This is a genomic window from Arthrobacter sp. MOO21 (assembly GCF_057369995.2).
This window is the reverse complement of the sequence record NZ_CM170671.2, coordinates 4186927-4211431: the sequence shown is the minus strand read 5'-3', so window position 1 is coordinate 4211431 and position 24505 is coordinate 4186927. Positions and strand designations below refer to the sequence as shown.

23 protein-coding genes and 1 tRNA gene are annotated in these 24505 nt (G+C 60.4%); 12 read left to right on the top strand and 12 right to left on the bottom strand.

Annotation, left to right across the window (positions count from 1 at the left end; all coding sequences use genetic code 11):
* Positions 1–15 precede the first annotated feature (15 nt).
* Positions 16–1506 carry a pyruvate kinase gene (gene pyk / locus AC2JAJ_RS19615; protein ID WP_473697440.1) on the top strand — a complete coding sequence of 497 codons (1491 nt, stop codon included), beginning with the start codon at positions 16–18 and terminating at the stop codon, positions 1504–1506.
* 130 nt (positions 1507–1636) lie between these two features.
* Here the strand turns inward: pyk and AC2JAJ_RS19610 are convergent, their stop codons facing one another.
* Positions 1637–2242: an ANTAR domain-containing response regulator gene (locus AC2JAJ_RS19610; protein WP_131134321.1), complete on the bottom strand. Its 606-nt coding sequence runs from the start codon at positions 2240–2242 to the stop codon at positions 1637–1639.
* A 204-nt stretch (positions 2243–2446) separates the two neighbouring features.
* Between AC2JAJ_RS19610 and AC2JAJ_RS19605 the strand changes: the two genes are divergently transcribed.
* Positions 2447–2528, top strand: a tRNA-Leu gene (locus tag AC2JAJ_RS19605).
* A 703-nt stretch (positions 2529–3231) separates the two neighbouring features.
* On the opposite strand, the gene AC2JAJ_RS19600 is transcribed toward AC2JAJ_RS19605, so the two are convergent.
* Together AC2JAJ_RS19600 and AC2JAJ_RS19595 are read right to left on the bottom strand one after the other, a co-directional pair.
* Complete coding sequence (locus AC2JAJ_RS19600) at positions 3232–3813, bottom strand: recombinase family protein (RefSeq protein WP_478221864.1); 582 nt, start codon at positions 3811–3813, stop codon at positions 3232–3234.
* 951 nt (positions 3814–4764) lie between these two features.
* Positions 4765–5004 carry a hypothetical protein gene (locus tag AC2JAJ_RS19595; protein WP_306969856.1) on the bottom strand — a complete coding sequence of 80 codons (240 nt, stop codon included), beginning with the start codon at positions 5002–5004 and terminating at the stop codon, positions 4765–4767.
* Positions 5005–5659: 655 nt separating this feature from the next.
* On the opposite strand from AC2JAJ_RS19595, the gene AC2JAJ_RS19590 reads away from it, so the two are divergent.
* On the top strand, positions 5660–5884 hold the full coding sequence (locus AC2JAJ_RS19590) for a hypothetical protein (protein WP_286404796.1): 225 nt from the start codon (positions 5660–5662) through the stop codon (positions 5882–5884).
* A 25-nt stretch (positions 5885–5909) separates the two neighbouring features.
* Here AC2JAJ_RS19590 and AC2JAJ_RS19585 read toward each other — a convergent pair whose 3' ends face one another.
* The 3 genes from AC2JAJ_RS19585 to AC2JAJ_RS19575 all read right to left on the bottom strand — a co-directional run bounded on the left by AC2JAJ_RS19585 (position 5910) and on the right by AC2JAJ_RS19575 (position 9178).
* Complete coding sequence (locus AC2JAJ_RS19585) at positions 5910–6416, bottom strand: hypothetical protein (RefSeq protein WP_486414807.1); 507 nt, start codon at positions 6414–6416, stop codon at positions 5910–5912.
* Between the two features lie 849 nt (positions 6417–7265).
* Positions 7266–7877, bottom strand: a complete 612-nt coding sequence (locus tag AC2JAJ_RS19580) for a hypothetical protein (protein ID WP_286404799.1) — start codon at positions 7875–7877, stop codon at positions 7266–7268.
* 1166 nt (positions 7878–9043) lie between these two features.
* Positions 9044–9178, bottom strand: coding sequence for a hypothetical protein (locus AC2JAJ_RS19575; RefSeq protein ID WP_486414808.1), 135 nt, complete (start codon positions 9176–9178; stop codon positions 9044–9046).
* Positions 9179–9360: 182 nt separating this feature from the next.
* Here AC2JAJ_RS19575 and AC2JAJ_RS19570 point away from each other — a divergent pair, with 182 nt between their 5' ends.
* Together AC2JAJ_RS19570 and AC2JAJ_RS19565 are read left to right on the top strand one after the other, a co-directional pair.
* The gene (locus tag AC2JAJ_RS19570; RefSeq protein WP_486414809.1) at positions 9361–9804 is read left to right on the top strand and encodes a DUF7793 family protein; all 444 of its coding nucleotides are present in this window, start codon (positions 9361–9363) and stop codon (positions 9802–9804) included.
* A gap of 590 nt (positions 9805–10394) precedes the next feature.
* Positions 10395–11180: a response regulator transcription factor gene (locus AC2JAJ_RS19565; protein ID WP_486416766.1), complete on the top strand. Its 786-nt coding sequence runs from the start codon at positions 10395–10397 to the stop codon at positions 11178–11180.
* A gap of 34 nt (positions 11181–11214) precedes the next feature.
* Here the strand turns inward: AC2JAJ_RS19565 and AC2JAJ_RS19560 are convergent, their stop codons facing one another.
* Positions 11215–11505, bottom strand: a complete 291-nt coding sequence (locus AC2JAJ_RS19560; protein WP_486414810.1) for an Hpt domain-containing protein — start codon at positions 11503–11505, stop codon at positions 11215–11217.
* Positions 11506–12110: 605 nt separating this feature from the next.
* Between AC2JAJ_RS19560 and AC2JAJ_RS19555 the strand changes: the two genes are divergently transcribed.
* The 3 genes from AC2JAJ_RS19555 to AC2JAJ_RS19545 all read left to right on the top strand — a co-directional run bounded on the left by AC2JAJ_RS19555 (position 12111) and on the right by AC2JAJ_RS19545 (position 15521).
* The gene (locus AC2JAJ_RS19555; protein WP_486414811.1) at positions 12111–12488 is read left to right on the top strand and encodes a hypothetical protein; all 378 of its coding nucleotides are present in this window, start codon (positions 12111–12113) and stop codon (positions 12486–12488) included.
* Positions 12489–12552: 64 nt separating this feature from the next.
* Complete coding sequence (locus AC2JAJ_RS19550) at positions 12553–14091, top strand: signal peptidase I (protein WP_486414812.1); 1539 nt, start codon at positions 12553–12555, stop codon at positions 14089–14091.
* Positions 14092–14153: 62 nt separating this feature from the next.
* Positions 14154–15521 (top strand): sensor domain-containing phosphodiesterase, encoded by a 1368-nt coding sequence (locus tag AC2JAJ_RS19545; RefSeq protein WP_486414813.1) that lies wholly within the window; start codon positions 14154–14156, stop codon positions 15519–15521.
* A 138-nt stretch (positions 15522–15659) separates the two neighbouring features.
* On the opposite strand, the gene AC2JAJ_RS19540 is transcribed toward AC2JAJ_RS19545, so the two are convergent.
* Positions 15660–15866, bottom strand: coding sequence for a hypothetical protein (locus AC2JAJ_RS19540; RefSeq protein ID WP_486414814.1), 207 nt, complete (start codon positions 15864–15866; stop codon positions 15660–15662).
* A gap of 304 nt (positions 15867–16170) precedes the next feature.
* Between AC2JAJ_RS19540 and AC2JAJ_RS19535 the strand changes: the two genes are divergently transcribed.
* Positions 16171–16761, top strand: coding sequence for a recombinase family protein (locus AC2JAJ_RS19535; protein ID WP_486414815.1), 591 nt, complete (start codon positions 16171–16173; stop codon positions 16759–16761).
* 101 nt (positions 16762–16862) lie between these two features.
* On the opposite strand, the gene AC2JAJ_RS19530 is transcribed toward AC2JAJ_RS19535, so the two are convergent.
* Positions 16863–17936, bottom strand: a complete 1074-nt coding sequence (locus AC2JAJ_RS19530) for a competence protein CoiA family protein (RefSeq protein WP_486414816.1) — start codon at positions 17934–17936, stop codon at positions 16863–16865.
* Between the two features lie 324 nt (positions 17937–18260).
* On the opposite strand from AC2JAJ_RS19530, the gene AC2JAJ_RS19525 reads away from it, so the two are divergent.
* Entirely contained in the window at positions 18261–18833 is a 573-nt protein-coding gene (locus AC2JAJ_RS19525; protein ID WP_486414817.1) for a hypothetical protein, read from the top strand.
* Positions 18834–18963: 130 nt separating this feature from the next.
* On the top strand, positions 18964–20079 hold the full coding sequence (locus AC2JAJ_RS19520) for a tellurite resistance TerB family protein (RefSeq protein WP_486414818.1): 1116 nt from the start codon (positions 18964–18966) through the stop codon (positions 20077–20079).
* A 164-nt stretch (positions 20080–20243) separates the two neighbouring features.
* Here AC2JAJ_RS19520 and AC2JAJ_RS19515 read toward each other — a convergent pair whose 3' ends face one another.
* The gene (locus AC2JAJ_RS19515) at positions 20244–20744 is read right to left on the bottom strand and encodes a uracil-DNA glycosylase family protein (protein ID WP_486414819.1); all 501 of its coding nucleotides are present in this window, start codon (positions 20742–20744) and stop codon (positions 20244–20246) included.
* Positions 20745–20876: 132 nt separating this feature from the next.
* Positions 20877–22724 carry a hypothetical protein gene (locus AC2JAJ_RS19510; protein WP_486414820.1) on the bottom strand — a complete coding sequence of 616 codons (1848 nt, stop codon included), beginning with the start codon at positions 22722–22724 and terminating at the stop codon, positions 20877–20879.
* A gap of 256 nt (positions 22725–22980) precedes the next feature.
* Between AC2JAJ_RS19510 and AC2JAJ_RS19505 the strand changes: the two genes are divergently transcribed.
* Positions 22981–23949: an IS481 family transposase gene (locus AC2JAJ_RS19505; RefSeq protein ID WP_486414821.1), complete on the top strand. Its 969-nt coding sequence runs from the start codon at positions 22981–22983 to the stop codon at positions 23947–23949.
* Here the strand turns inward: AC2JAJ_RS19505 and AC2JAJ_RS19500 are convergent.
* Positions 23932–24432, bottom strand: coding sequence for a DEAD/DEAH box helicase family protein (locus tag AC2JAJ_RS19500; protein ID WP_486414822.1), 501 nt, complete (start codon positions 24430–24432; stop codon positions 23932–23934). The genes AC2JAJ_RS19505 and AC2JAJ_RS19500 overlap by 18 nt on opposite strands.
* Positions 24433–24505 lie beyond the last annotated feature (73 nt).

Below are 24505 nucleotides of genomic sequence, written 5' to 3'. Positions count from 1 at the left end.
CAATAGGGTAGGTATATGAGACGCGCAAAAATTGTGGCTACGTTTGGCCCGGCTATTGCCAGCTACGAAAACACCCTCGCGGTGCTCGAAGCCGGCGTCGACGTCGCCCGCATGAACATGAGCCACGGCGACTACACCGTGCATGACAACACCTACGAGAACGTCCGCAAGGCCGCGTCCGACCTTGGAAAGGCCGTCGCCATCATGGCGGACCTGCAGGGTCCCAAGATCCGCCTGGGCCGCTTCGTTGACGGGCCGCACGCCCTGGCCGTGGGTGACATCTTCACCATCACCACCGAGGACGTTCCCGGCACCCAGGAGATCTGCTCCACCACCCTGAAGAGCCTCACCGAGGACGTCAGAGTGGGGGACGCGCTGCTGATCGACGACGGCAAGGTGGCACTGCGCGCCATCGAGGTCGACGACGTCAAGGTCGTCGCCGAGGTGACCGTGGGCGGCATGGTGTCCAACAACAAGGGCATCAACCTTCCCGGAGTGGCCGTCAACGTTCCCGCGCTGAGCGAGAAGGATGAGGACGACCTCCGCTGGGCGATGCGCCGCGGCGTGGACCTGGTGGCGCTCTCGTTCGTCCGCGACGCCACCGACATCACCCGCGTGCACGAGATCATGGATGAAGAAGGCCGCCGAGTGCCGGTCATCGCCAAGATCGAAAAGCCCCAGGCAGTGGATCAGCTCCCCGAGATCATCGACGCGTTCGATGCCATCATGGTGGCCCGTGGCGACCTCGGCGTGGAGCTGCCGCTGGAGGAAGTGCCGATCGTCCAGAAGCGCGCCATCGAACTGGCCCGCCGCTGGGCCAAGCCGGTGATCGTAGCCACCCAGGTGCTGGAATCCATGATCGACAACCCGCGCCCGACGCGCGCGGAGGCATCGGACTGCGCCAACGCTGTGCTCGACGGTGCTGACGCAGTCATGCTGTCCGGCGAGACCAGCGTGGGCAAGTACCCGATCGACACGGTCAAGACCATGGCCCGGATCATCGAGTCCACCGAGGTCCACGGTCTCGAGCGCGTCCCCCCGCTCGGGACGAAGCCCAAGACCCGTGGTGGCGCCATTACCCGTGCCGCCGTCGAAATCGCAGACCAGCTGGACGCCAAGTACATTTGTGCGTTCACCCAGTCCGGTGACTCCGCACGCCGCCTGTCCCGCCTGCGGCCCATCAAGCCGGTCTTCGCTTTCACCCCGGTGGAGCAGGTCTGGAACCAGCTGGCGCTGACCTGGGGCATCCAGCCGGTGCTGGTGCAGATGGTTGACCACACCGACGCCATGACTGCGCAGGTTGACCGCAGCCTCGAGGAAATGGGGCTCGTTGAGGATGGCGACCTGGTGGTTATCGCCGCCGGTTCCCCTCCCGGAAAGGCCGGTTCCACCAACTCGCTGAAGGTGCACAAGGTGGGCGACCTCGCCGACTCCACGCGCGGCGGGGAAATCGGCAGCAACCGCGAAAAGCTCGGCCCTTGGCCGGAAAAGAGGAAGAAAGCCTAGCTTTCGCCTACGAAAAGGACCCCTGCCGGCGGCAGGGGTCCTTTTTCGCTGTGGTGCTTTTCTGTCCGGTGACCTGACCGTGCGCGGCTGGGCCCGTCGTCGTAATCTTCCCGGGCCCAGCCAGCGGGCGCTAGTTGACCTGGTTGATGATGGTCTCGGCGACCTCGCGCATGCTGAGGCGGCGGTCCATGGAGGTCTTCTGGATCCAGCGGAAAGCTTCCGGTTCCGTCAGGCCCATCTTGGTGGTCAGCAGGCTCTTGGCACGTTCCACCAGCTTGCGGGTGGCGAACTGCTCCTGGAGGTCGGAGACTTCGCTTTCCAGCGCCTTGATTTCCTCGTGGCGGGAGAGCGCGATCTCCAGTGCCGGGATCAGGTCCGCGGGCGTGAACGGCTTGACGACATAGGCCATGGCGCCGGCATCGCGGGCGCGCTCCACGAGTTCCTTCTGGCTGAAGGCGGTCAGCAGGACCACGGGGGCGATGCGGGCCTTGACGATCTTCTCGGCGGCGGAAATGCCGTCCATGACCGGCATCTTGACGTCCATCAGGACCAGGTCCGGCTTTAATTCCTCCGCCAGCTGCACGGCCTTCTCGCCGTTGTCCGCCTCGCCCACAACCTCATAACCCTCGCCCCGCAGGATTTCGATGATGTCGAGGCGGATGAGGGTTTCATCCTCTGCCACAATGACGCGGCGCGCCGGCTGGGACGTGGGCTTTGACTCCGTCTGTTCAGTCACGGGATCTCCTTGAAAAGGTACGGCGGGACATCACTATCTTAGGTGCCACCGCGGCTGTACTTGGCTTGCAGGGGTTCGGTTGCGGCGACGGCGGCGCGATTCTGGAATTCAGCCTATCTGCATGTAGAGTAATTGCGCGTACGTGAAGCGATCGCGTTGCTCACAGTCAGCTGTGGGCGTAGCGTTTTGCTCCATGTATTCCGCGCCCGAGTGGCGGAATTGGCAGACGCGCCGCACTCAAAATGCGGTATCGAAAGGTGTGTGGGTTCGAGTCCCACCTCGGGCACAGTGTTTTCCCTCGTCAGAGGCATTGTTGCTTTGACCTGTGTACAAAGCTTGCGCTGGGGCGCCTCTAACGCTACTAGTGCGGGCTTTAGCCTGGCTGCCGCGGAGCCTATGCAGTGTGTGGGGTGGCGGGTCCAAGTCCGTGGCTGGTGGAGCTTCCGCGTGCTGACGCTGAGTTTCTTGCGGTTCCTCTTTCCGGTTCTGTTAGGTGGGCCGGCATTGGCCTACATCTATTCATGCCGCGGGGGAGTGGGGACAACATGACTTGTCCACACCTGAACTCCTGCGCTGCCGGAGCCCGGCCTGGGGGACCGGTAGAGAGGGTGGCCGCGTTAGTTTGTCCTATCAGACGGAGTGTGTGCAGTGTCCACACTTATATCTGCTTTCTTAATACGAAGTTATTGAGCTTGCGCCATCCTGACAGTTCTGATCACTGCACAAGCCGTCCAGCTCATAAACAACTATGACCTTTAGTTCGCAGAGCCCTTTCACTATGGCGAACCGAGCCAGAGGACCTGCCGGAACTCGGCGTGGTTGTCGTTTTCACAAGTCGACTGCACAAGCGCCCGCGGAATTCCGGGGTTGTGCAGACGAGTATGGATATTGAAATGTCAGAAGTGCCCTGCACCAAACTGCATTCTGCTCAATACTCCTCTGCACCAACAGTCATCTTTTCCGAAGCCGTTTGCACCAACCTGCAGGAACTACTTCTTTGGTGCCTGCGTCGCTCCTGTTGCCGGGACCCATCGGTAGAGGGTGGGTACGGAGACTCCTAGGGTGTCGGCGACCTCCCTCGGCGGTGTTCCTTGTTTGAGGAGTTTGCGGGCTGAGCGGATCTTGGCATCTGTCATGATGCGTTTGCGGCCGCCGACCCGTCCTTGTTGGCGTGCGGCCTGTAGGCCGGCCTGTGTCCGTTCGATCATGAGTTCCCGTTCCATCTGGGCCAGGGACGCCATGACGTTGAAAAAGAAGCGTCCGGAGGCCGTTGTGGTGTCGATGGCATCAGTGAGGCTGACGAATCCTACGCCGCGGTCGTTCAGTCCGCTGGCGAAGTCCAAAAGGTCTTTCACGCTCCGGCCCAGGCGGTCCAGCTTCCACACCACCAGGGTGTCACCATGGCGCAGGTTGTCCAGAGCCTGGTCGAGGCCGGGACGTTGGGACTTGGTGCCACTGATGGTGTCTTTGTAGATCTTGTCGCATCCGGCCTTATTCAGGGCTTCGACCTGCAGGTCCAGGTTCTGATCCCGGGTGGAGACCCGGGCGTAACCGATGCGGTGTGTGGCCATAGGGGTGTTCTCTTCTCAAAACTCGGTTCGGAGTCTTAGTTCGACTGTACCGTTTCGAGAACTATTTGTGAGAACCTAGGCCCGGGCTGCTCCTTTTTCTTCCTCGCCCCAATTTTCCGGGGCAGGACGTCGGCACCACTGCGATGAGCGATCGTCCCTTGGATTCTCGATTCAAGGTGTTCTTGCAATCCTTCGTTTTCGAGAATGGATCGTCAACGTTGTAGTGAGCGGCGGGCGCCCAGGCGCTGGCCAAGGTTTAGGTTGGTCAACCCATCATCGATGTGAAGGACTGAGGCAGGGACCCGAGTACCTTGTTGCTGGGAAACGCGGACCGATTACGCGGGAAGGAACCAGGCAGAGTCCGTATGGTCATGGCAGGAGCCGGCGGTGAGGGCATTCGGCTGAGACCACGAATGCCTCCCCAGCCATCGCCGGCTCCACCCCCTGTTCCGAGCAAACCTGATGACCGAACGAATGCCTGCCCTTGGAGGGGCGCGGGGCTTCCTTTACTGGCTGGGTCTTTTAGCCTGCGTTCATCGCAAGGAGATCCTCTATGACCTCGCAAATCAACCGGATTTTGCAGCACGGGGCGGGGCCAAGTCTCTGTGATTTTTTAGGGTTGCAGGGGGTGACCGTCGAGAGGGATTGTTCCAGACTGGTATTGACTCCTACAGTGGGGCCAGGGCGTGATGATCTGGCCGCCCCGGGCGTTGAGGCGGTAGTACTGGAGAGCCGTCATGAAAGACCCACGTTTTGCTGCCTTGGCGTTGGTTGAGTGCAGCGCTGTCAGTGTCGCGGACCTTTGGGTGAAGTACTTTGCCAAGGGTGGGGATGCTGATTCTGTTGAGTTCGAAGCCTACCTATATGGTCTTTTAGATCCGGGCAGGCATGACGCTCTTATTCTTTCCTGGGTCGTAGACGAGGTCCTGGGCCGTTAAGCACCACAGCCGCTTAAAGGATGCTGGGGGCGCTGGCGATGATGTAGTCCACGGCTACAGGGCCTTTCATGGCCAGGTGGTTACTCGCAGGGTCGATGCCCCACGCTCTCAAGCCGTCCCACAGGGCTTCTGGAGACTCGATGATCGTATCGTTCATAAGGCACCAGCTGATGTAGAGACCATACAGCTCATCGGGGCTGAGGCCTCGTACGCTGCCGGGCCGGTCCTGCAGGGCGTCTGAAAGGAAACCCACGACGCGAGCGAACTCCACGGCTATCCTCCTTCCCTTCACACAGCAGAAACTGATGGCAGAAGGTCCTGAAGCCACGCTGCCTCCGGCAACACTGTAGCTGTTTAGAGGAGGGACAGGGATCCGGGACCGAAAAGCAACGCAATAAGTGGCCGTGCCACGGATTCTGCACCGCACCCAGTGCTGCGCGTCGCCGGACTCGGTTTAACTGATGGCTCTTGCGCTTGGTCAAGGCCGCCCGGCGCCATGGAGGTGGCCGGCGCTGGCTGGGGGTGGCCGCTGAGTCTCCAGAGATATCTCTCCTCAGGACCTCTCGACGCCGGCCACAACTTGACCCAGGAACCTGTCCCCGGGAAAACCAAATGTAACCTTGTTGTCCAGCCTAGGATCCTCTGTCTTTCCCAAGGAGCATTACAGCTCCCTAATCTGCTGATTAGGGGCCGCGTTTCCCGGTCCGGCGACGAGCTGTTTATGGGCCCCAGCCTCCAAAGCTGCCTCTAACGGTGGGCGGGGCACCGTCGGACCCAAGAAGAGCGTCTTCCCGTGGAGGAAGGTTTCGTACTGCACCTGAGGTCTAGATCCCACCCTGGAATCTTGGTTCAACAAGCCGGGTCTTTGGACCATAGCTGGGAACGGGCCGAGCAGTCAGGCTTTCGGTATGCCGTACTTCCTCGAATACCTAACGGACGTGAGTGCGGGCTGCTTCACGGTGGACGGCCTGGACTTCGTTCACGCCCTGGCCAAGGCAAAAAACGCGTTGCGGGGTCTGGAGTGCATTAGTGCAGCTTTGCTCTTCTCACCTGACCCCAAACCCGCCTTCGGTCAGGGTTCAGCTATCGCGACCTTCACAAAGGACGGAGGCTGGCGCTTCCACGACGAGTGACCGGCCTAGCTCCGAAGAAGTGCCATTACGGGCGTTCCTGCTCCCAAGTGCGCCAATACATCGTGAACTGGGGGGTCCGTTTTCTTCGATGAGCAGAGGCGAAATCCGCGTCGAGGGCTTCGTTGATCACCGGTAGCTGCCAGCTGCCGATAGCGGTGGCGTCTTGCCCCTTGAGCCAGGTCCGCAACCGGTCAAGCACCGGCTGCGTTGCCTCCTCGACGATGTCTTCCACGGTTCCGATAAGGTCGCTGAGACCCTCAGCCAGGGCCAACGGCATCTGGTGGGTGAGAGAAACACCCATGACATCGACGCCTTTTCCCTGGTCATCGAGAATCGCTACCGGCAATGGCATCACCAGTGTCGATTGTGAGTGCGCGACCGTGGTGTTGCGGTAGTTCCGAATGAGGTCATGCACTGCTTGGAGGTGCGCGGGAATGGGTGGGACCATTGACATCTTGTCCAGGCGGGTTCGGACGTTGGAGTCTATGAAGGGACGGATATAGGCCGTGACAGCATGGGAGGTCAGCGGCATCCACAGCGCTGAGTCCTCTCCTGAGGTCAGTGCGCAATCCAGGGCGTGCGCGGCTTCAGAGAGGTCATTCGCGTGGCTTGTCAGCTCAATTAGCAGTCTCGTGTCGGCCGTGTCGGGTAGGACTGCGGCGGGTGGGCGAGGGATCCCCAAAAGCGGTCTCCTCCTTGTCTCCGGATGATCGTTCCTCCAGGGCTAGAGAACAGCAGGCGCCCGGACGGTCAGCGCCGCGTTGAGCATCGGGCACTCAGTAGCTGCGACATCCCCGTTTCTCAAACATCGTAACCACTTGGGCGCAGTTGCTCGGAGCGTGTCCCAGTCATCCGAGAGTGCGCTCTGTTATGGTGAAACGTCCCGCTACTCCAGCTACCCCCAAGGCTGAGAGTAACGGGACATCTTCGTCGATGCAGGCGGCTGTCTTCCGCGGGCTACTGAAAGTCTCTCGGGGGGCATTCCGTACGTCGTCACAGTTGGTATGACGTACAGGGATGTGGAGTGGCCAGACTCAAGATTGGAACAAGAAGGTCCTCACTGACGGGCGGGTCGCTTCAGTCGTCGCCGCTGACTTTCTAGTCTGATTGCTAAGGGCAAGGCCGAGAGCCCTTTCCGGAAGCGACGTCAAGGGGGGCGTATGAGTTCAAGTATGCCGGGGAACGAGGAAGCTTCCAGCGAGGTTCCCCCGCGGGGACGGATCCCTGTTCCCACCCCACCAAACAAACCTTTAGCTAGAGCTCGCCTAGTACAACAAAACCAGCGTTCGGCACGCCGGGAGCACGAAGTCCAGCGCGTTACCCGCGACCTTGCCGCACTTGCAATAGCACAGGCGCGATAGTTGACGTAATCCTTCAGACCTCACCAGGACGTGGGGCACGGCGCGGAACCCACGGGGATGACAGGCCTTCTGGCCCCCTCGGCCCCCGCCACCTCCACGCTCAGCCTGATGCACCTGGTCTCCGTTCCGTGGACCAGAAAGCCGCCGGGCCACCAGGTGTACGGGGTCTTCTCTGGCGGGCACGCAGTGAAGGTCACGGACGTGTTGCCTTCCGTCGCCCCGTACTCGGCCACGAGTCCCACGGTCTTTTGCTGCTCCGACGCCACGGTGACGGTGACCGTTTGCCCGGCACGCAGCCAGTACGGATTCTTCATCCATTGAACGCCATTCATGAGCTGCGTTGTGCCATCGCTGGTCTGGGAGAAGTTGTCCCTGATGAACAGCGGATCGACGTTGAAGAGCCTTTCCCCGGATGGGCTGAACCCCGCAGCGTCGGTCTGGCCCTGCAGGCATCCCGCCTCGTAGTGCCCGGCAGGCGGAGGCAGTGCCTTGACGGAGGTTGGGGCCGTGGACGACGAAGGCGGGGAGACGCTCGGAGCGTCCGGCGCCGGAGTGCCGCCGCCGGTGCATCCGGCCAGCAGCAGGATCAAAGGAACCAGTCCGAGTGGATGGCACCGTGTCTGCTCCACCATGCCCTCACGCTACGCCAGCGCGTCGTGGGCGGGAAGTACAGGACGGCGCCTCAGTCTATGCAGTGGTACATGAAGGATCCATCACCGCAGGGTACCCGCGGGAACAGGGCAACCAAAGTTCCTCAGTGGGGCCAGAAATAACCGTCATGCTGGGGTCAAAAAGGTTGACATAGTCACCCGGGCTGTGCAGACGACTTTGGAAATTCGTGCAGACGACTTCGGAAACTGACATATATCCGAGATGTCTCACCGGCTCATTGTGCCTCAGAAAACCCCTTCCGGCACACGCCCAAGACAAAACACGGCGAGACAACTTTCCAAGACAACGAGATGCCCGTCCCGACGCCGCTCCGGTTCGGCTTCTCCGGGAAAGAGGCAGTGTCTTGAAAAGCTTTTACTTTATGAGACGCCTATTTTCCGGTGCGGTTCCATTCCCTGCCGGCGCTGCGGGACTGCCGATTCTCGGATGCAAGGGCAGAATGAAGCTCCATTTGGGTCCTTGCGGTTGATTTGCGTCGGGCGGCGAACTGGAGGCGGGAATGCCAGGGACGTGATGATGGGCGCAGCTCGGATGGACCATAGCTCACTGGTGTTGATCTGGGAAGAGAGCTGTTCGGAGAGCCGTTTCGCTGGGTAGTCCGGCCAGTCCCGTTGGGCTGGGGTAGATCCTGCATGTCAGTGCCGGGGCCGTTGTTGAGGGAAAGACGTCCCGGCCGTCGGTGATGAAGGAGGGCGAACCGTGGAAGTTGAGGGTGCGTGCTTGTTCTTCGCTGGTGAGCTCACGCATACGGATGTCCCCTTGTGCGTGTCCGACGGCCAACGTGCGCCTGAAGAGTTCCAGTGCGGCCGCGGTGTTGGGGCAGCCCGGGATGACTCGCAGTTCGTATTCCACCGTTTAAGTGTCTCAGCCTGCGTGCGGGAGCGCATGCGATGAAGGTGGCTCCGGGCGTCTGGAAGGTGCGGGGTGAGCTACCGCAAACCAAGGAGCCGTCAACACCGAATATCAGAAGCTATCTGCACTGGTGAAGCTGGTTTTGTGTTAGCCCCGGTTCAGGGCGGCGACGACGAACAGCGTCGTCAGGGCCGTCAGGGCTGCCAATATGGCGTAGCCCCACCATTTTGGTTTGCCTCGATGTGGGTTGATGTCAATGTAAGGCATGTCTCTGCTATTTCTGCTCTCCCGCGGATACTGCGCTTTTCCGTTTGGCATGCCCCATCAGGACCTGTAGTGAGCACACTGCAAGCACCACAAAGGAGCCGAAGAAGACGGCGAGGCCGAGCACATAGCGGATGAGGTCCACGGCGTGATTCCCTTTTTGTCGAATTCAATGGAATAACGCTGACCCTAGACCGTAACCAGCGCTTGTACACAGTCAACCTCAAGATAAAATGGGCTAATGCTCAATATTGCGTCAAGAATGTCGATTGACTAATCGATTCGCGGTTGGGTACCTAGCCGAAATGGGGTAAGGAGGACGGGGCAGTGCATGGGCCTTGGTTGGCAGGGCGCGGCGAGCTGGAGCGTTGCGGGGCACCTGGAGCGCTTGAGCTGCGTTCTGGTGTGATCCACTTGCACTGGGACAGCGGACCAGTTGTGACAGAGGATGCCGCGCAAGATGTGATGGCCAGGATCAGTGCACTTTGTACCGGGCGTCGTAGGCCGTTGCTGGTAACCACTGAGTGGATGGAGGCCCTGGGATACAAGGCGCGCAATGTTTTTGCCGCTAACTGGCCCCTCACACGTGTTGCTGTGGTAGGGACTTCACCGGTGGATGAGGTCATTTTTGTCTTTTATGCAGCCCGGCACGGGCCCTTCTGCCCCACGCAGTTCTTCACTTCAGAAGCGGACGCGATGAGGTGGCTGAAGACCCCAACTGGTGCCGTGAAAAACACAACGTTATCCAGTGCTGGGGGAACCCATGGCTGAAGGGGTTAGTGAGTGGCCAGCGGATGGCCCGGGTCCGAATGAGATTTTGACTGTTCTACTGGCCCGTGTTGACGAAGTAATCCAAGACACTTCCGGGACTGCCAACGGGATGCCACTTTTCGCGGTCGAGGCGGTTTTGACGGGTAGGCTCCGCGCCGTCCTGCCGGATGTGCGGTTCACCGAGCAGGACATTCGGGCTTGGTCTGCCCAGATCTCCAGCTGACCAATCAATAGCAGCCTCCACAGGATTTCTGTCGTTCTGGCGGTCCAGGCACCGCCAGAACGACTACCAGCAACCCAGTATGAAATGGTCGCTAAAGAGCTCCACGAAGGTCCGCCGGCCGCAGCCCCAGAGCACTATCTGGACATTGACCGTAGCTCCTTGCGGGTACAACCGCAGCCCGGGCTTGGGGATGTCCGGGCTGCAGATAGCCATACTTCGGGGTTTCGTGCAGCACTAAATGTGCGTTTTACTAGCAAGTTCGCAGTGCCTGAGGTGACTGTTTGGTTGTAGCTTGGAAAATGTGTTCCCGAAAACTGTGCCCGCGCTGGGCTGGCACGGATTCTTCGGGCACTCATTGGAGGGGGCCATGGGCGAGTTGGGCGTGGCTGTAATTATTGAAGACGATCTTGACGTGCGCGGACTTCTTGAGGCTGTGCTGCTTCAATCAGGTTTTGAGGTCCATACCGCGTCCGGGGGCAGGGAAGGCGTGGACAGGGTCCGCGAGATTGGCCCGGACGTGGTGACCCTGGATGTTGGCTTGCCTGACATTGACGGTTTCGAGGCTCTCCGGAGGATCCGGCAGTTCAGCACCGCGTACATTGTGATGCTCACGGGCAGGGAGGACGAGGCTGATGTGCTGGCCGCCCTGCAGGGCGGCGCGGATGATTACATCACGAAACCGTTCCGTCCGCGGGAAGTTCGGGCAAGGATCACGGCGATGATGCGCCGCCCCCGGCATCGGCCCGGGACGGGTGCAGACACATTCGGACCTGTCCCTCAGCCGGGATTCCCCGGGGCCGGGAACAGCGCCTCCGTTCTGCGGTACAACGGGTTGGAACTCGATTACAGAAGACGCATCGCTTCGGTGCATGGAACGACGCTGGAACTGACTCGGAGCGAGTTCGAGCTGCTCCATGAGGTGGTGCGAGGAGCGGGAGCGGTGCTGTCCCGGGCTGAACTCGTCCGCGCCGTCCGGGGAGAGCAAAACCGCGATGATTCGTACATCAGTGACGCCGATGAACGCGCTGTCGAGGTCCATATGGGAAATATTCGGCGTAAGCTGCGCGACGATCCCGAATCGCCGCGCTGGCTTGAGACGGTCCGCGGGGTTGGGTACAGGCTGCCCGCACAGAGGCCACACCAATCACGGTGACACGTGGAAGGCTACAGAATACCGGAACAGCTGATCACACGGCCAGGTTGTGCCGTCGTTCAAGTTCTGCCATGGTGTCCTGGCCGTGGACCGCTATCAGGGCGAGCAGTGCGGGGACCTGCTGAAGATTGCCTTGTCGGAGGGCCGCTTCAAGGGTTTGGGCCAGATGCGCCAAACGTGTGCCGCCCACCATTGCCGAGGTGACTTTCAGGCTGATGGCCGCGTCGAGGGCCAATGTCAGGTCTTCCTGCTGGACAGAGTCCCTGAGCCGGGTCTGGCGCTGGCCCCACATGGCCGCATAGTCCCGGGCAAACTGCAGTGACATTCCCCGCGAACCGAGGTCTTCGGTCAGGGCTTGGAGAGCGGTAGGGTCCAGCAGGGGCAGTGTCCCCACCGCGGGGGAACTGACGGCCGTGGCGGGGAGTCCGCCCGTGTCCGATGCCGAAGAGAGACCGGGGGGTACCTCCGCCGGATCACCGGAGTGTGTTGATGATGTTGAAGCGGCCATCATCCCAAGCTACGACCCTCGTGGGCGGCAGAGGGTCAATATCGGCTGATCCTGTGGAAACACTTGGCCTGACTTGAGCCTGGGACCTTGCCCGAGTCCGCGGGCCAACGGCTGTCGGGCCATCGCCGAATATCCCTGATTTGCCGCAGATTCAGCACGAGATCCACCAAAGTCCGTGGCTGGGCCCAAAAGTTCCCGCAGGTTAATCCAAGGACGGGACTAATCCCGTTTTGTCGCTGTTAGCTTCGAAGTGTCGATGGATCTACCGACCGGATCAGCGGTGACAGGCAGGTGAAGAATACTGCTGTAGACGCAGACCGGGAGAAGGATCCTTGGCAGCGGCATCCAGTTGTACCTGGGGTTGCAACCGCCGCGGGGCCCGCTCAGGGGCGCCGGGCTCCTCATACGAAAGAGAAACTCTCATGCGCAAATCTGCAAAGCTCATCACCGCCCTGTCCGTCGCCGGCCTCACCCTTGTTGCCGGCTCGGCGTTCACCGCCGCCAGCGGTATCGACCAGGCACAGAAGATTGTCGGTGCCACCAGCCAGAGCATCACCGGCGTCAACGTCGACACCGTTCAGTACACCGTTGGCGCCAGCGACACGACCACGGCCGTGAACTTCCACGTAAGCCAAGACCTTGCCGCCAACCCGGCGACCGTGAAGGCCACTATCGGCAACGGCACAGCCTCCGAGACCGCGACCTGTACCCCGACCGCAAACGTCAGCGGCGGCACGGACCTGGCCTGCACCTTCACCGGCGTCGCCGGTGTGACCACCCTGAACATCGTCGCCAGCTAGTACTGAGTAACAGGGGCCCGGCACCACGTGGTGGTGCCGGGCTCACACCATCTGGGGAGGAGGGATGATGCGGACCATGCGCATCGTCATGGCCCTGGTAGGGCTGGCCGCTGTCGCGTGGCTGCTGCCTGCCTCGGTGGGCGGGGCCGCCTCCTATGTCATCACCCACGGAATCAGCATGGAACCGGGCTTCCATGCAGGGGACCTGGCCATCGTCCGCCAGGCAGACGCTTACCGCGTCGGTGATGTTGTCGCCTACCACAGCGACCAAATGAACACCGTGGTCATGCACCGCATCATCGCCATCGACGGTGACCGGTACAGCTTCCGCGGCGACAACAATAGCTTCGTTGACGTTGACCACCCCACGGCCAACGAATTCCTTGGCCGCCTCGCCGTCAGGGTCCCCGACGGCGGGACCTGGCTCCAACGGCTGGCCAGCCCGACCGGTTTGGCCCTGGCTGCGTTCACCCTGCTGGCCGGCGGCAGCGCTGCGGCCACCACCCGCCACCGCCATAAACGAAGGAGAACAGCAGTGTCCCGCCACATCAGTTCTATCCCCTCCCCGGCACTCCGCCTTGGCGGCCTGCCGTCCTCCCTGCGGATTTCGGCGGCACTGTGCACCTTGTTCGCTATCCTGGGCACCATCCTCGGAGCACTTGCCTGGTCCGGGCCCCTCGAAACAGCATCAACATCACAGGTCAAAAGCGGCACACGAATGGACTTCACCTACGCTGCTGCGGTCGGGAAGAGCCCCGCCTACGACGGAACGACCGCGAACTCCCCCGACCCCGTCTTTCGTAAACTCACCAACACCGTAGATGTGCACTTCACCTATCACGGCGACCCGGGCACGGTAACGGTCAACGCTGTCCTGTCCACACAAGGAGGCTGGCACACCAGCACCCCCTTGGCCGGGCCCGAGACCTTCACCGGGCCCGGCTACGACGGGCAAGTCACCCTGGACCTGACAGCCCTGGAAGCCAAGGCCCAGGCAGCCTCAGCCATCACCGGGCTGCCCGCCACCCCACTCTCCATCGTCGTGACGCCGAAAGTAACCACATCCGCCGGAGCCAGTTTCGGGCCCGGACTCAAACTCACCCTCACACCCCTCCAACTGGCCCTGACAGGCGGCCCCGACACGCTCAGCGTCAGCGACGCAGCAACCACCGAGCAGGCAGCCATGACACCGCGGATGGTTGGTCTGAACGGCCTAGGCATCACCGCCGCGACCGCCCGGATAATCTCCGCGATTCTTCTGGCCGCCGCCCTGGTCATCGGGGCCATCGTGGTGGTCTACGCCCGCCGCACCGCTCCGGCCGACGAAGCCGCGGCGATCCGCCGCCGTTACGCCGCGCTGCTGGTCCGGGTCCATCCCATGCCCGCAGCACAGGGCAGAGCAGTCATTGACGTCACCACGTTCTCGACCCTGGCCAAACTCGCCGAGCGCTACGGTCTGCTGGTCCTGCATTGGGCACGCAGCGGCGTTGAAACCTTCATCGTTCAGGATGAGAACCTCACCTACCGCTACCGCTCCGGGGCCAACCAGGCAACTGTTGCCAAAGAGGGCCTGGACGCTGACCGTGCCGATGCCCAGTCATGACCGCAACATCCACTGACCACAAGGCCCCGTCCACCGCACCAGGGCAACAGCGACGCCCGGGCATGGCCAGTCACGTTTCGTTCACCTGGGGACGAATTCTCCTGTGCGTCCTGTCTGTACCCGCAGCGTTCGCCCTCGCGATCACCGCAGTCGTGCACGCACTTCCGGACTCACCTATCCCCGTCATCGTTCTGGGCTTCACCACCGCAACTCTCGTCACCGTCGCGGCAGGCACGGCCCTAGCGGGCAGCCGAACTCGCAGGAGGCAAAGTGCCCGTGAAGAATTCATTTCTGGCCACATCGAGGCCCTCCTCCGAGCTGGCCAGCACTGGCTCTGGGCTGTCGACAGCGACGGGATCTTCAGCTTTTCGAGTCAGGCAAGCGCCTCCCTGCTCGGCTATGACCCCTCCGAGCTGATAGGAAGACCTTTCAGCACAGTTCTTGACGACGCCGACCGCGCCACCGCGCGCCGCAATGGCACGCGTGTCGACCACCAGCATGCAACCGACTGGACCGACGTCGTCGTTGCTTTCCGCCACCGCAACGGGGCAGCAGTGTGGATGGAAGTGACAGGCACATCCCGCCGGGCGCCGGATGGTTCAGAACGGGGGTTCGAAGGTATCGGCAGACTTCTCCCGGGACAGACGGTTCGAACGCTCCTCCACAGGCGCATCAGGGAACACAGCGACGGCACGGGTCGGGCACCGACAATCGTCACCGCTTTCCAGCCCGTCCACGACCTCACAACAGGGACCATTACCGGCGTCGAAGCCCTGGCACGCTTCCCCGGAGACGCGGGCCGCAGCCCCGAACACTTTTTCACTGAGGCCACCAGCGCAGGCCTCAGCAGGGAACTCGAATTCGCCGCCTTGGAAGAAGCATTGCACGACGCGACGAAGCTCCCTCCACACCTCACCGTGGCGCTGAACCTCTCACCGGAAACCTGCCTCGATCCGCGCGTGCCCGGCTTGCTGGAAGAAGCAGGCATCGCTCTTGAGCGGATCATCCTCGAACTGACCGAACGCCTTCCCGTAGCCGACTACGCCCCCCTCCACGCCGCTATGACGCCCCTGCGTAAACGCGGACTAAAGGTAGCGGTGGATGACGCAGGCTCCGGTTTCTCCTCAATGCGCCACATCCTCCAACTCCAACCCGACATCATCAAACTGGACCGCACCCTCATCACCGGCATCCACACCAATCCACGACAGCGCGCCCTGGGTTCCGCAATGGTCAAATTCGCCCAAAAAATAAACGCCACCATCATCGCCGAAGGAATAGAACACGACGCCGAACTCACTACCGCACGGGACCTCGGAATTCATGCCGGACAAGGCTATCTCCTCGGCCGCCCCACAACCCGCCACACCGACTGGGCAACATGGCACCCCCAAGCTGCCGGGAGCTCGATAGACCTGCTCCAGCTCTAACGCCCACACCGGACAGCGGATCACAAAATCAATGATCCGCGGGCAAGAAGGCCGCAGCACGGCGCTAAGCAGAGGTTGCCTTGCCCGAAGCCGGTGCTGCTGCCATGCGTCTGTGTCTGCGTCCAAACCTATTCGGGATCAAGGCGCGGACAGATCCTTCACAGCCCAGCCCAGGATGACTTCGTCAAAATAGTCCAGCACCGGCACGCCGTTAATGAAGGCATCGAGCTCCATTTCATCGCCCCGGCCGCCCTCGGCCCAGTACTTTAACCACAAATCGAACAGCGATACGGCTTCGGCAGCGATCAACGACCGTGCTTCCTGCCGAGGATTCTGAGCGGTCATCGCGAGGCCTCCAAAGCGGTAAACCCCCCAAGCAGTAAGTCTACTGATTATTACGGCATTTATCTTTCAGGGCAAGAAGTCTGGCTGTGACAGGTTTATATGGCCCCAGCAGGATCCACCCCGTCCTTCCGGGGCCAGATACGGTCGACATACTCGGAAGTCCATGCGACACATAGCGATCACAGAATGCCGCCATTTAGCGGCAAACTCCACACCAAAAAACGCCGATAGATCGCTCCTACGCTAGTCAAAACTGGTTGCCGAAAAGAAAACTGGTCAAAAGGGTGATGAGAGGGTTTGTGACGTGTCTAGGAACATAGTTGGCTATGCGCGAGTCAGTACTCGTGGTCAATCGCTCGATTCACAGGTGGATGCGTTGGTGGCGGCGGGTGCAGTTCGCGTCTTTCAGGAGTACGCGTCCGGCGCTACCCAGGCAAGGGCGCGATGGAAGGATTGCCTGGATTACCTGCAACCGGGCAACGTGCTGTTGGTCGCAGACCTGACCAGGTTAGGCCGTAGTACCTCCGACCTAGCCGACATCGTCACAGTTCTGGGTCAGCGGGGGATAGGCTTCCGTTCCCTAGCTGAGCCCTGGCTGGATACGACTAGTGCACACGGCAAGCTCATCTTTGACATGTTCGCTTCCCTCGCGGAATACGAGCGATCCAGGCTGTCGGAAAGAACGAAGGCTGGGCTGGCCGCAGCGAAAGCGCGTGGCCGGCTCGGCGGCCGCCCGCGGTCGATGACCCCAGGGAAACTGGAAACGGCCCGGCAGTTGCGCAATGAAGGGAAGACTTTGAAGGAAACGGCTGAGCGGCTTAGCGTCAGCGTTTCCTCACTGACTCGGGCCCTTAGCAGGAATGATGTTCCAGAAGTCCCAGCCGCAGCGGCGTAGTGCTCCACTAGCTTTGGGGCAACTTATGGGACGCCAACACTACTTGACCGTCAAGTGCGCGTTCCGAGCCTGGTGTACCACCGCCCCATGTGCCGACGCGATCACGTTTTGCTGGCGTGTCTCGTGCGCGAATGGACGTCGATCACGTGGATTATGATTTCGGCGTCCTTGCTCCGCGTTCCGAGCAGGGTTTTCCACCATGACGACCACGGCTTCCTACCCAGCCATTCGAGGAGTTCCGCAGCGGTCGCCTCGTCCAATTGCCCCTTGACGGTCCGCCTGTAGATCGCGTTGATCACCCTCAGCCGAATAGCGGCGTTGTCTGGGAAAAGGGTGTGCTGAAAGCGACTTTTCAGGCTTGTATGTAGAGCTTCGTAGCTGGGCACGGTGGGGGCAGCTGGTTTTGGTGGCCGCGGAGGTTTCGCAGCGTGCTGGCGCTCGGCCTGCTCCCGGGCTTCCTCGAGAACGGTCTTGATGCTGGGGGAGAACAGTCCGTTTGGCCGGATGATCCAGTCAGCAAGTGAACGCCATGTCGTTTGGATTGAGCCGATGTCGTGTGCGCCGTGGAACCCGTAATAGCCGAGGTCGCAATCTAGAGTCTGCATATTGATCCGCACACGGAGTGCATATCCTCGTCTTTCAACCTCGCCCCAGCAGGCCTGGTTGTCCTCATACCCGTAGAGCCATTGGACGTGGTCTACAGCTTTCAGATAGATGGCAGAGCGCCGCTGCGCCTCGTCGTAGGTGAGAGGCGATAGTTGGACTTCCAGGCCAAGACGCCGGCTGTCGTTTGCGCTTCCTATGACAAGGTCGCTCCGCCCCTTCTGATCAAGCGTTGTCACCTCCAGATCGCACCGAAGCTGCGGGCTCTGTTCCACCCACAGCTTCAATGCTTTCTGAATGGCGAGGTGCGTGTACCCGTCTCTGGCGGAGGAGTCGGTGAGGGAGCATGCAGCTTCCGGCGCGTGACTGAAGTACGGCAGGCGAACGTCCCCTGCCGCAAGTTTCAATTTGCCGCCGCACCCGCCTACCGCCACAGAGCAATAGAACGATGTGCCGGATGCCTTGGCATCTGATCGCATGGTTCTCGCTTCATATTTATCAGAGGGAGCGATCACTACTTCACTGGAATCCGCCGCACCCACGACGGCGTAGACGTTGTCGTGGCGCTTCATTTCTGATGACTGTCAGCTCGAACCGGGAAGGCGTCCCGCTGCCGCGCCACGTCCTGCTTGGCTGCTGAAACCCTCGCGTACCCGATACTCATTGCAGCACCGTACCTAAATTCGCTCCTGTGCCGGGTGATTTTGGCGGTCGTTGTGGATTGAATTCCGGGACAGCCAAATTACGCGCCGCCCCGGGCATCCCGATCCCCGGGGGAATGTCCTGTCGTGAGTGTTCGAGTTCTAAGGAAGTGGGACACCCATGGTTTGCGTGTCGCGGAATCGGTAGCTCCTGCGCTTAGCCTTACTGTCGTACCCGCCTGACAAGATGGTTGCGTGCTTCGGAAACTCGCCAATGACATGGCCCTCACAGCCTCATTCAACATGCAGCTCGCCAAACTCCGGCTCAACGGCTACGGCCGGCGGCGGTTCCGGGCAGGATTCGACTCGGGATACCGCGTCGGTAACGATCATGGTGTTCGAGGCTTGACGAAGCCTGCAAGGCCCGGCCTCCCCGATCATTCTCAGGTAGAGATCGACGGCGTTGAAGTGGACCATCTAATGGCGCCCCTGCTTCGTGCGTTGTGGGATTTAGGTCTAGAGACGCAGTTCTCATGCCAAGGAGAGCCGGAGCACTACACCGCCCACGAACCCTTGCTCAACTTCAACCGTGCTCAAATCGTGTTTGCCGACTTTGACCAGGCCTGCAAATTTGTGCGCAAAACTATGGAGCTTCTAGACAGTGCCGCCTACAGTGAGGGCGGAATAGACATCACCACGATGGACCCGATGGACGGTACCTCTTTTCGGGCAAGCGTATGGTTTCCGCCACAGCTTCTGGCGACCATTACGCGGCTCTGGGTGGAATTTGAAACCACAGTTCCACCGGCCGCAGGGCAACCCGGATAGTTAGCACCGACGCGCGCGCCCACCAGAGAGTGGCGTCCCGACGGCGAAAGACACTCTCAGGGTATGGTGCTGTGGTTTGCCGCGATGCATAGCGAATCTGCATGACCCTGAACCTGTAGGAGGACTTTCCATGCCCGAAGCTCCATTTGACGCTGCGGGCGCTGATGACCCCAATGACGCCGACCAGCAGATTGTCGAGAATGAGCGCGCGGAGCTGCGCAAGTTCATCGCGGGGTTGAGCCCGGACGATATCAAGTCGGGTCGATGGTTTACCGAGCTCCTCGCCCAGGCCCTGAGCTCCTACACCAATAAGGTCAATTGGCAGTACTTCCAGGAACTGTATGAGGGCGTACCCCCTGACGCCATTGTCGATCAGCGGATTAAATTGGCGGCTCGGTACGCTGCCATCGAAGGTGGCCTTTCTGCCGGCGCCTACACGGTGGCGATCATTGCCACCTTGGGAAGCCTCGGTGGCGCAGCGACGGCGACCGTCCCGGCCGCTTTGGCGACCTTCATGGTTGATGTCGCTTATATCTCTCGGCTCCAAATCCGCTTGGCTTACGATATCGCGGTACTCTATCGGGTCCCACTCGATCTATCTGCCCCCGAGGACATGTGGAAGCTCATCCGCGTGGCCTTCACCATCAAGGGTGGGGAAGTGGTACGTGAGGGCGCCGCTAAGGTGGTCCCGGCTCTGATGAGGCCGGTGATCAAGCGGTTCTATTCCGGGGCGGTCCTGAACGCGGCGAAAGGGCTGCCTTTCGTTGGAAAGTACCTCCTGCAGCGGAACGTCATAAAGATCGGAATTCCAGGAGTCGGCGTGCCGCTTGCGGTGGCGCTCAACCATTACACGACACTAATTGCTGGTCAGCATGCTCAATCTATCTTTAGAAATGAGGCGCGGGTGATCGAAGTCGCCACGACATTGAGCGAGAGGAGTCAGCACCCGCGCCTGATGTTGTGGGTAGCCTGGCTCGTAATCAGGGCCGACCACAAGATATCCGACGATGAGGCGCTGTTGATGCGTCATCTGGTGAAGCTAGTCCGGAAGCGACACGAGGTGGTCGATGAACGTCTCGCTGGCCTCATCGATATCGACCCTGACGAAGTGTGGCGACGTCTGGAAACTGAGTCAGGGGAGATGGATGGCATCCTCGATGCGGCCAACCGGGTAGCCGCAGTCGATGGGCCCCTCAGCGCAAAGGAGAAAGCAATAATCTCCGAGCTTCGCCGTCGATTGCCATAGCGAAGAGTCCTCTCGTATGACGAGGAGCAGGAAGAACCGCGGTGACCTTGCCAGGTCTTTGTATCGCTGCCTGTGGAGTATCTGATGACGAGCGAAACCGGGAATTAGGCTGCCGAAGTGGGCGCATCGTTGGTGGCGGCCAGTTTGGCAGCCGGGCGGTTAGGCTACTCGAACTTCAAAGTCGCCATAATTGCCGCGGCAGATTCCCGCTCGTGCATCGGACCAGGCAGGCGAAAGACTCGTGCGCCCCACGATGTTCGCTGCTCCTGGAATCCAGGCGGTGTCAGGCCTTGCATGAGCTCCTTAATAGGTGGCGCATAGATTCCGATGACCAAGGGCACATTTCTTGCTGCAAGTTTTTCTTCGAGAATTGCTCGACCGTATGCCCTCTCAGCTGCCGGGACTGACTTAGCGTCCGGTGTCGGCCGCCGTACAAGGTCTGCCAGACCAACACCGGCTTCGAGAGCAGCTCGTTCAAAGAATCGCTCATCCTGGCGGAGTGTCATGAGCCCGGCCCTGACAAGCTTCATAACCTGCCCGCGCGCTCCACGCCCTTGAAAGTAGTGGCCAGCGTTAACGCTCTTCTGCGAAGGGTTGATTCCGACTATCACCGCCCGCACGTCCTCAGGCCAAACTTCGGCCAAAGTGAGAACTTCCTCGCCCATCCACTCGACTCGTTCCTGATAGCCGATGAGGCCAGAGGGTACGGCTGTCACCGATCAGAAATCGGGTGCAGGACTTCAAACAGATATTCAGAATATTGAGGACCTAACGTCCCCACCACGGGTCGCACTACCTCAGCTTCCCGCCATGCTGCGTAGCTGAGGCCATGAACCGTTGGTGTGTCGAATATCTGACTCTGAGACCAGAAGATAGGCCCACCGCTGGTCAGAAAACTCTGGGGAGGTGTTCACGTAGTTTGCCCAACGACGTGCTGCCTCTCGTTTGGCTTGGACTGTCGCATTAGTAAGGTCACGGTCGGCCTTAACTTCGACAAGCCAATGACGTCCGTCGGTTCCGATGACGATGAAGTCCGGGTTGTATTTTTGTCCGGACGCGGACCACGTAAGCGGAAGTTCATCTCTTTGCAACCGTATCCACCAAGCAACCCCGGAGTCGTCGTCGACCACATTGGCGAAGTCACGTTCTGTCGATGAGTCAAACCATTCCAGGGGCATTATGGAGCGGTTCCAGCCGGCGTATGCAGTGTCCTTATCGAAGGGACCCGAACGATCCTCCGATTCCTTCGACCGGGTGTTACGGCGCGAAGGTGTGAACTTCTTGCCTGTGGCCGTTTCTTCGAGAACAGCCTGTGATGAGCGCAGTCTTTGCTCTTGCCCGACTAACTGAATAAGCAAAGCAGCCGCTCTGTCTAAATAGGCAGAGAGAAGGGCCTCGGCCTCGCCGTTCACACCGTCCATAAACGCATCGATGATGGGGTTTACGGCCAGAACTTCTGTTGGCCTATCGGACCTGCGGGCGCTAACAGCCGGCGCGCTGAGTATGGCCTCCGACAGTTGATCGCGGATCTCTTTCAGGCTGTAGAGGGTGGCTGACTCTGCTCTAACGCGATCTTCGGCCGTGGTCCTAATCAGAATGGTTCGTTCTATCCCGTCCGCCCCCACTTGCCTCTTAGCGGAGATTGCAGTTCGTTGAAGTTCCCCTTGTGGGTCTACGCGTAGTCGCCTGCCCAGTTCCCTGAAAGGGGACACATCAGTAATGTCCCGCAGCGAGAATGAAGTCTGTATCTGGGTTGGGCGCAGTACGGGGAAAATCAACGATGGAGTGTCCTTGCGAGCCTGCACCAGAGGCGCTTCCAGCAGCGTGGACGTCTGCTGACCGTCAGCAACGCGTCCTTCAACGGAGCCCAACCGCACGCTTCCCTGTTGCTCCCGATTGTCCACTAGCTCTGTCGCTGGCGTGGGGGTTTCGTTTAGCTCAGTGATCTCCGTCTGCAAGAACCCCGGACCTACTTCTTCTTCCTCACGAATCGCAACAAGATCCCCGGCCGAGTTACGCTGCACTACGGATCGTGTCCGGTAGGAAATTAGCTCTTCATTAAGCACATTGGCGCGCTCGAGAAGTTGCCGGAAGCGGTCATGGGCAAGCACTTCGAGGGTATCCAGCATCTGAATGCCTGTGTAACGCCCAAAAGGAAGGCGCAGACCTCGCCCCAGCACCTGCTCCGTCAGGACGTCAGAAAGCGATGGCTGCGTGGAGAGAAGGACGTAGACGTTTTTAACGTCCCACCCTTCCTTAAGCATCTTCACTGACACGACAATCCGAATCTTTGAATCGGGCTGCTCTACTGTGGACAGACGCTCCCACATCGCAGGTTCGTCTTTTTCAGTGACCGAGGAGTCGACTTGGATGACGCTTTCTGCATATGCTCCGCCTTTAAAATCTTCTCCCCGCAGTATGCCTGTGATCTCGTCCGCTTCAGTGGTATCCCGTGCGAGGACCAACATAACAGGGTTCACTGCCTTGGCTTCAGGGTTTTCACGGCAGTAGGCCGTTGCCGCCTCGCGCTTGTATTCCAGCAGGGTGGCACCGTCGGTGAGCCTGGTTAGCAAATCATGTCGGTCATCTCGCCGGCCCACGATAACAGGTGTCTTAACGTACTTACCCGCAATGGCGGCAGCCAAGGGGTAACGGAAAATGATTTGTTCGGCCGGGGTGAGCTTATGCGGCGTCGCGGTAAGGCCGATCAGAGCCTTCGGGTTCAGCCCCCGAACGGCAGCTGAAAACTTCGGGCCGTAGTAAAGATGGTGTTCATCTGCCAGGACGACTAGATGTATTGACCACGGAGGTTAGGAACATGCGGCGTGGTTAGGTGACAAAAAGAAGACCTCCAAGTGGAGTGGGGCTTGTCTAAGAGTCCGATCCACAAGGAGGTCTTCAATGTCCCATGCTAACGCGCTTCTGACGCCGAAGGGACGGCTCCGGCTGGCCCGGTGCATCGTCGATGACGGGTGGCCGCTGCGCCGTGCTGCTGAGCGATTCCAGGTGTCCGTGACGACCGCAGCGCGGTGGGCGGCCCGTTACCGGGAGCACGGGGAGCACGGGATGGGTGATCGCTCCAGCCGGCCCATCAACTCCCCGCGTCGGACCTCCACGCGGCGGGAGCGGCGGATCGTCGCGATCAGAGTCAACCGGCGCTGGGGCCCGGCACGGATCGGCTATCTGCTGGGCATTCACCCCTCCACGGTGCACCGGGTGCTGTCCCGGTTTGGGCTGGCGAGGCTGGCGTGGATGGACCGGGCCACGGGCCGGGTGATTCGCCGGTACGAGCACCACAGCCCCGGGGACCTGGTCCACGTCGACATCAAGAAACTTGGACGGATCCCTGACGGCGGCGGACACCGCAGTGTCGGCAGGGCCGCCGGAAACCGGAACAAGACCGGTACCGCGGCGAACCGGAGACCGGGTCACGCCTTCTTGCACAACGCCGTCGATGATCACTCCAGGCTCGCCTACACGGAGATCCTGACCGATGAGAAAAAGGACACTGCGGCCGGATTCTGGGAACGCGCCAATGCCTACTTCGAGTCCCACGGGATCACTGTCAAACGGGTCCTGACCGATAACGGATCCTGCTACCGCTCCTACGCATTCAAAGACGCTCTGGGCCCGGACATCAAGCACAAACGCACCCGACCCTACAGGCCTCAGACAAACGGCAAAGTCGAGCGCTACAACCGCACCATGCTCGACGAATGGGCCTACGCCCGTCCCTACGCCTCAGAGGCCGAGCGTGTTGCCGCTTTCGCCGACTGGCTCCATCATTACAATCATCATCGAGGCCACACCTCACTCAACGGTCAGCCACCGGCCAGCCGCGTCACCAACCTCTCAGGTCAATACAACTAGATCATCTCGGCTTTGAAGAATCTCGTAAAGCTCGCCACCGAGACCTTCCATATAGAGGTGCGCCCGGCGGCTTGTTTCGCTGGCTTCAGGCCGCAGTAAGATCTGGACGGTCAGGACGAAAATCTTGACCACATCAGGATTAGTTATGGCTTGCGCCATGGCAGGAGTATCAAAGTTCTCCGCCGTCACCAGTACAGTTTTCACTCCCATGGCATCTGTGAGTGACTTTGAAGAACCAGGGGTGAAGTTCGCGACGGTCTTTTCCCGGATTGTGGATCCGGGAACGACGACGACAAAGTTAGACCAGCCTTTGGCTTGCGCCAGGTAATCAATGGCCGAAGCCATGACGAAGGTCTTTCCCACACCAGTGGCCGATGCTACGACCCCTTCGTAAGGTGGGGGAAGCTGGCGGTCGTCAAAGTGTTCGGATATGCCGGCCACTATGGTTTCCAGCGCTTGCTCATTGGGGGTGCGCAGATTCATCTGCGCACCAATGTCAACGGCAACTTAGAAATGACCGGTGGCGGCAGGTTGGTTTGCCCGCTGGCGGCAGGTG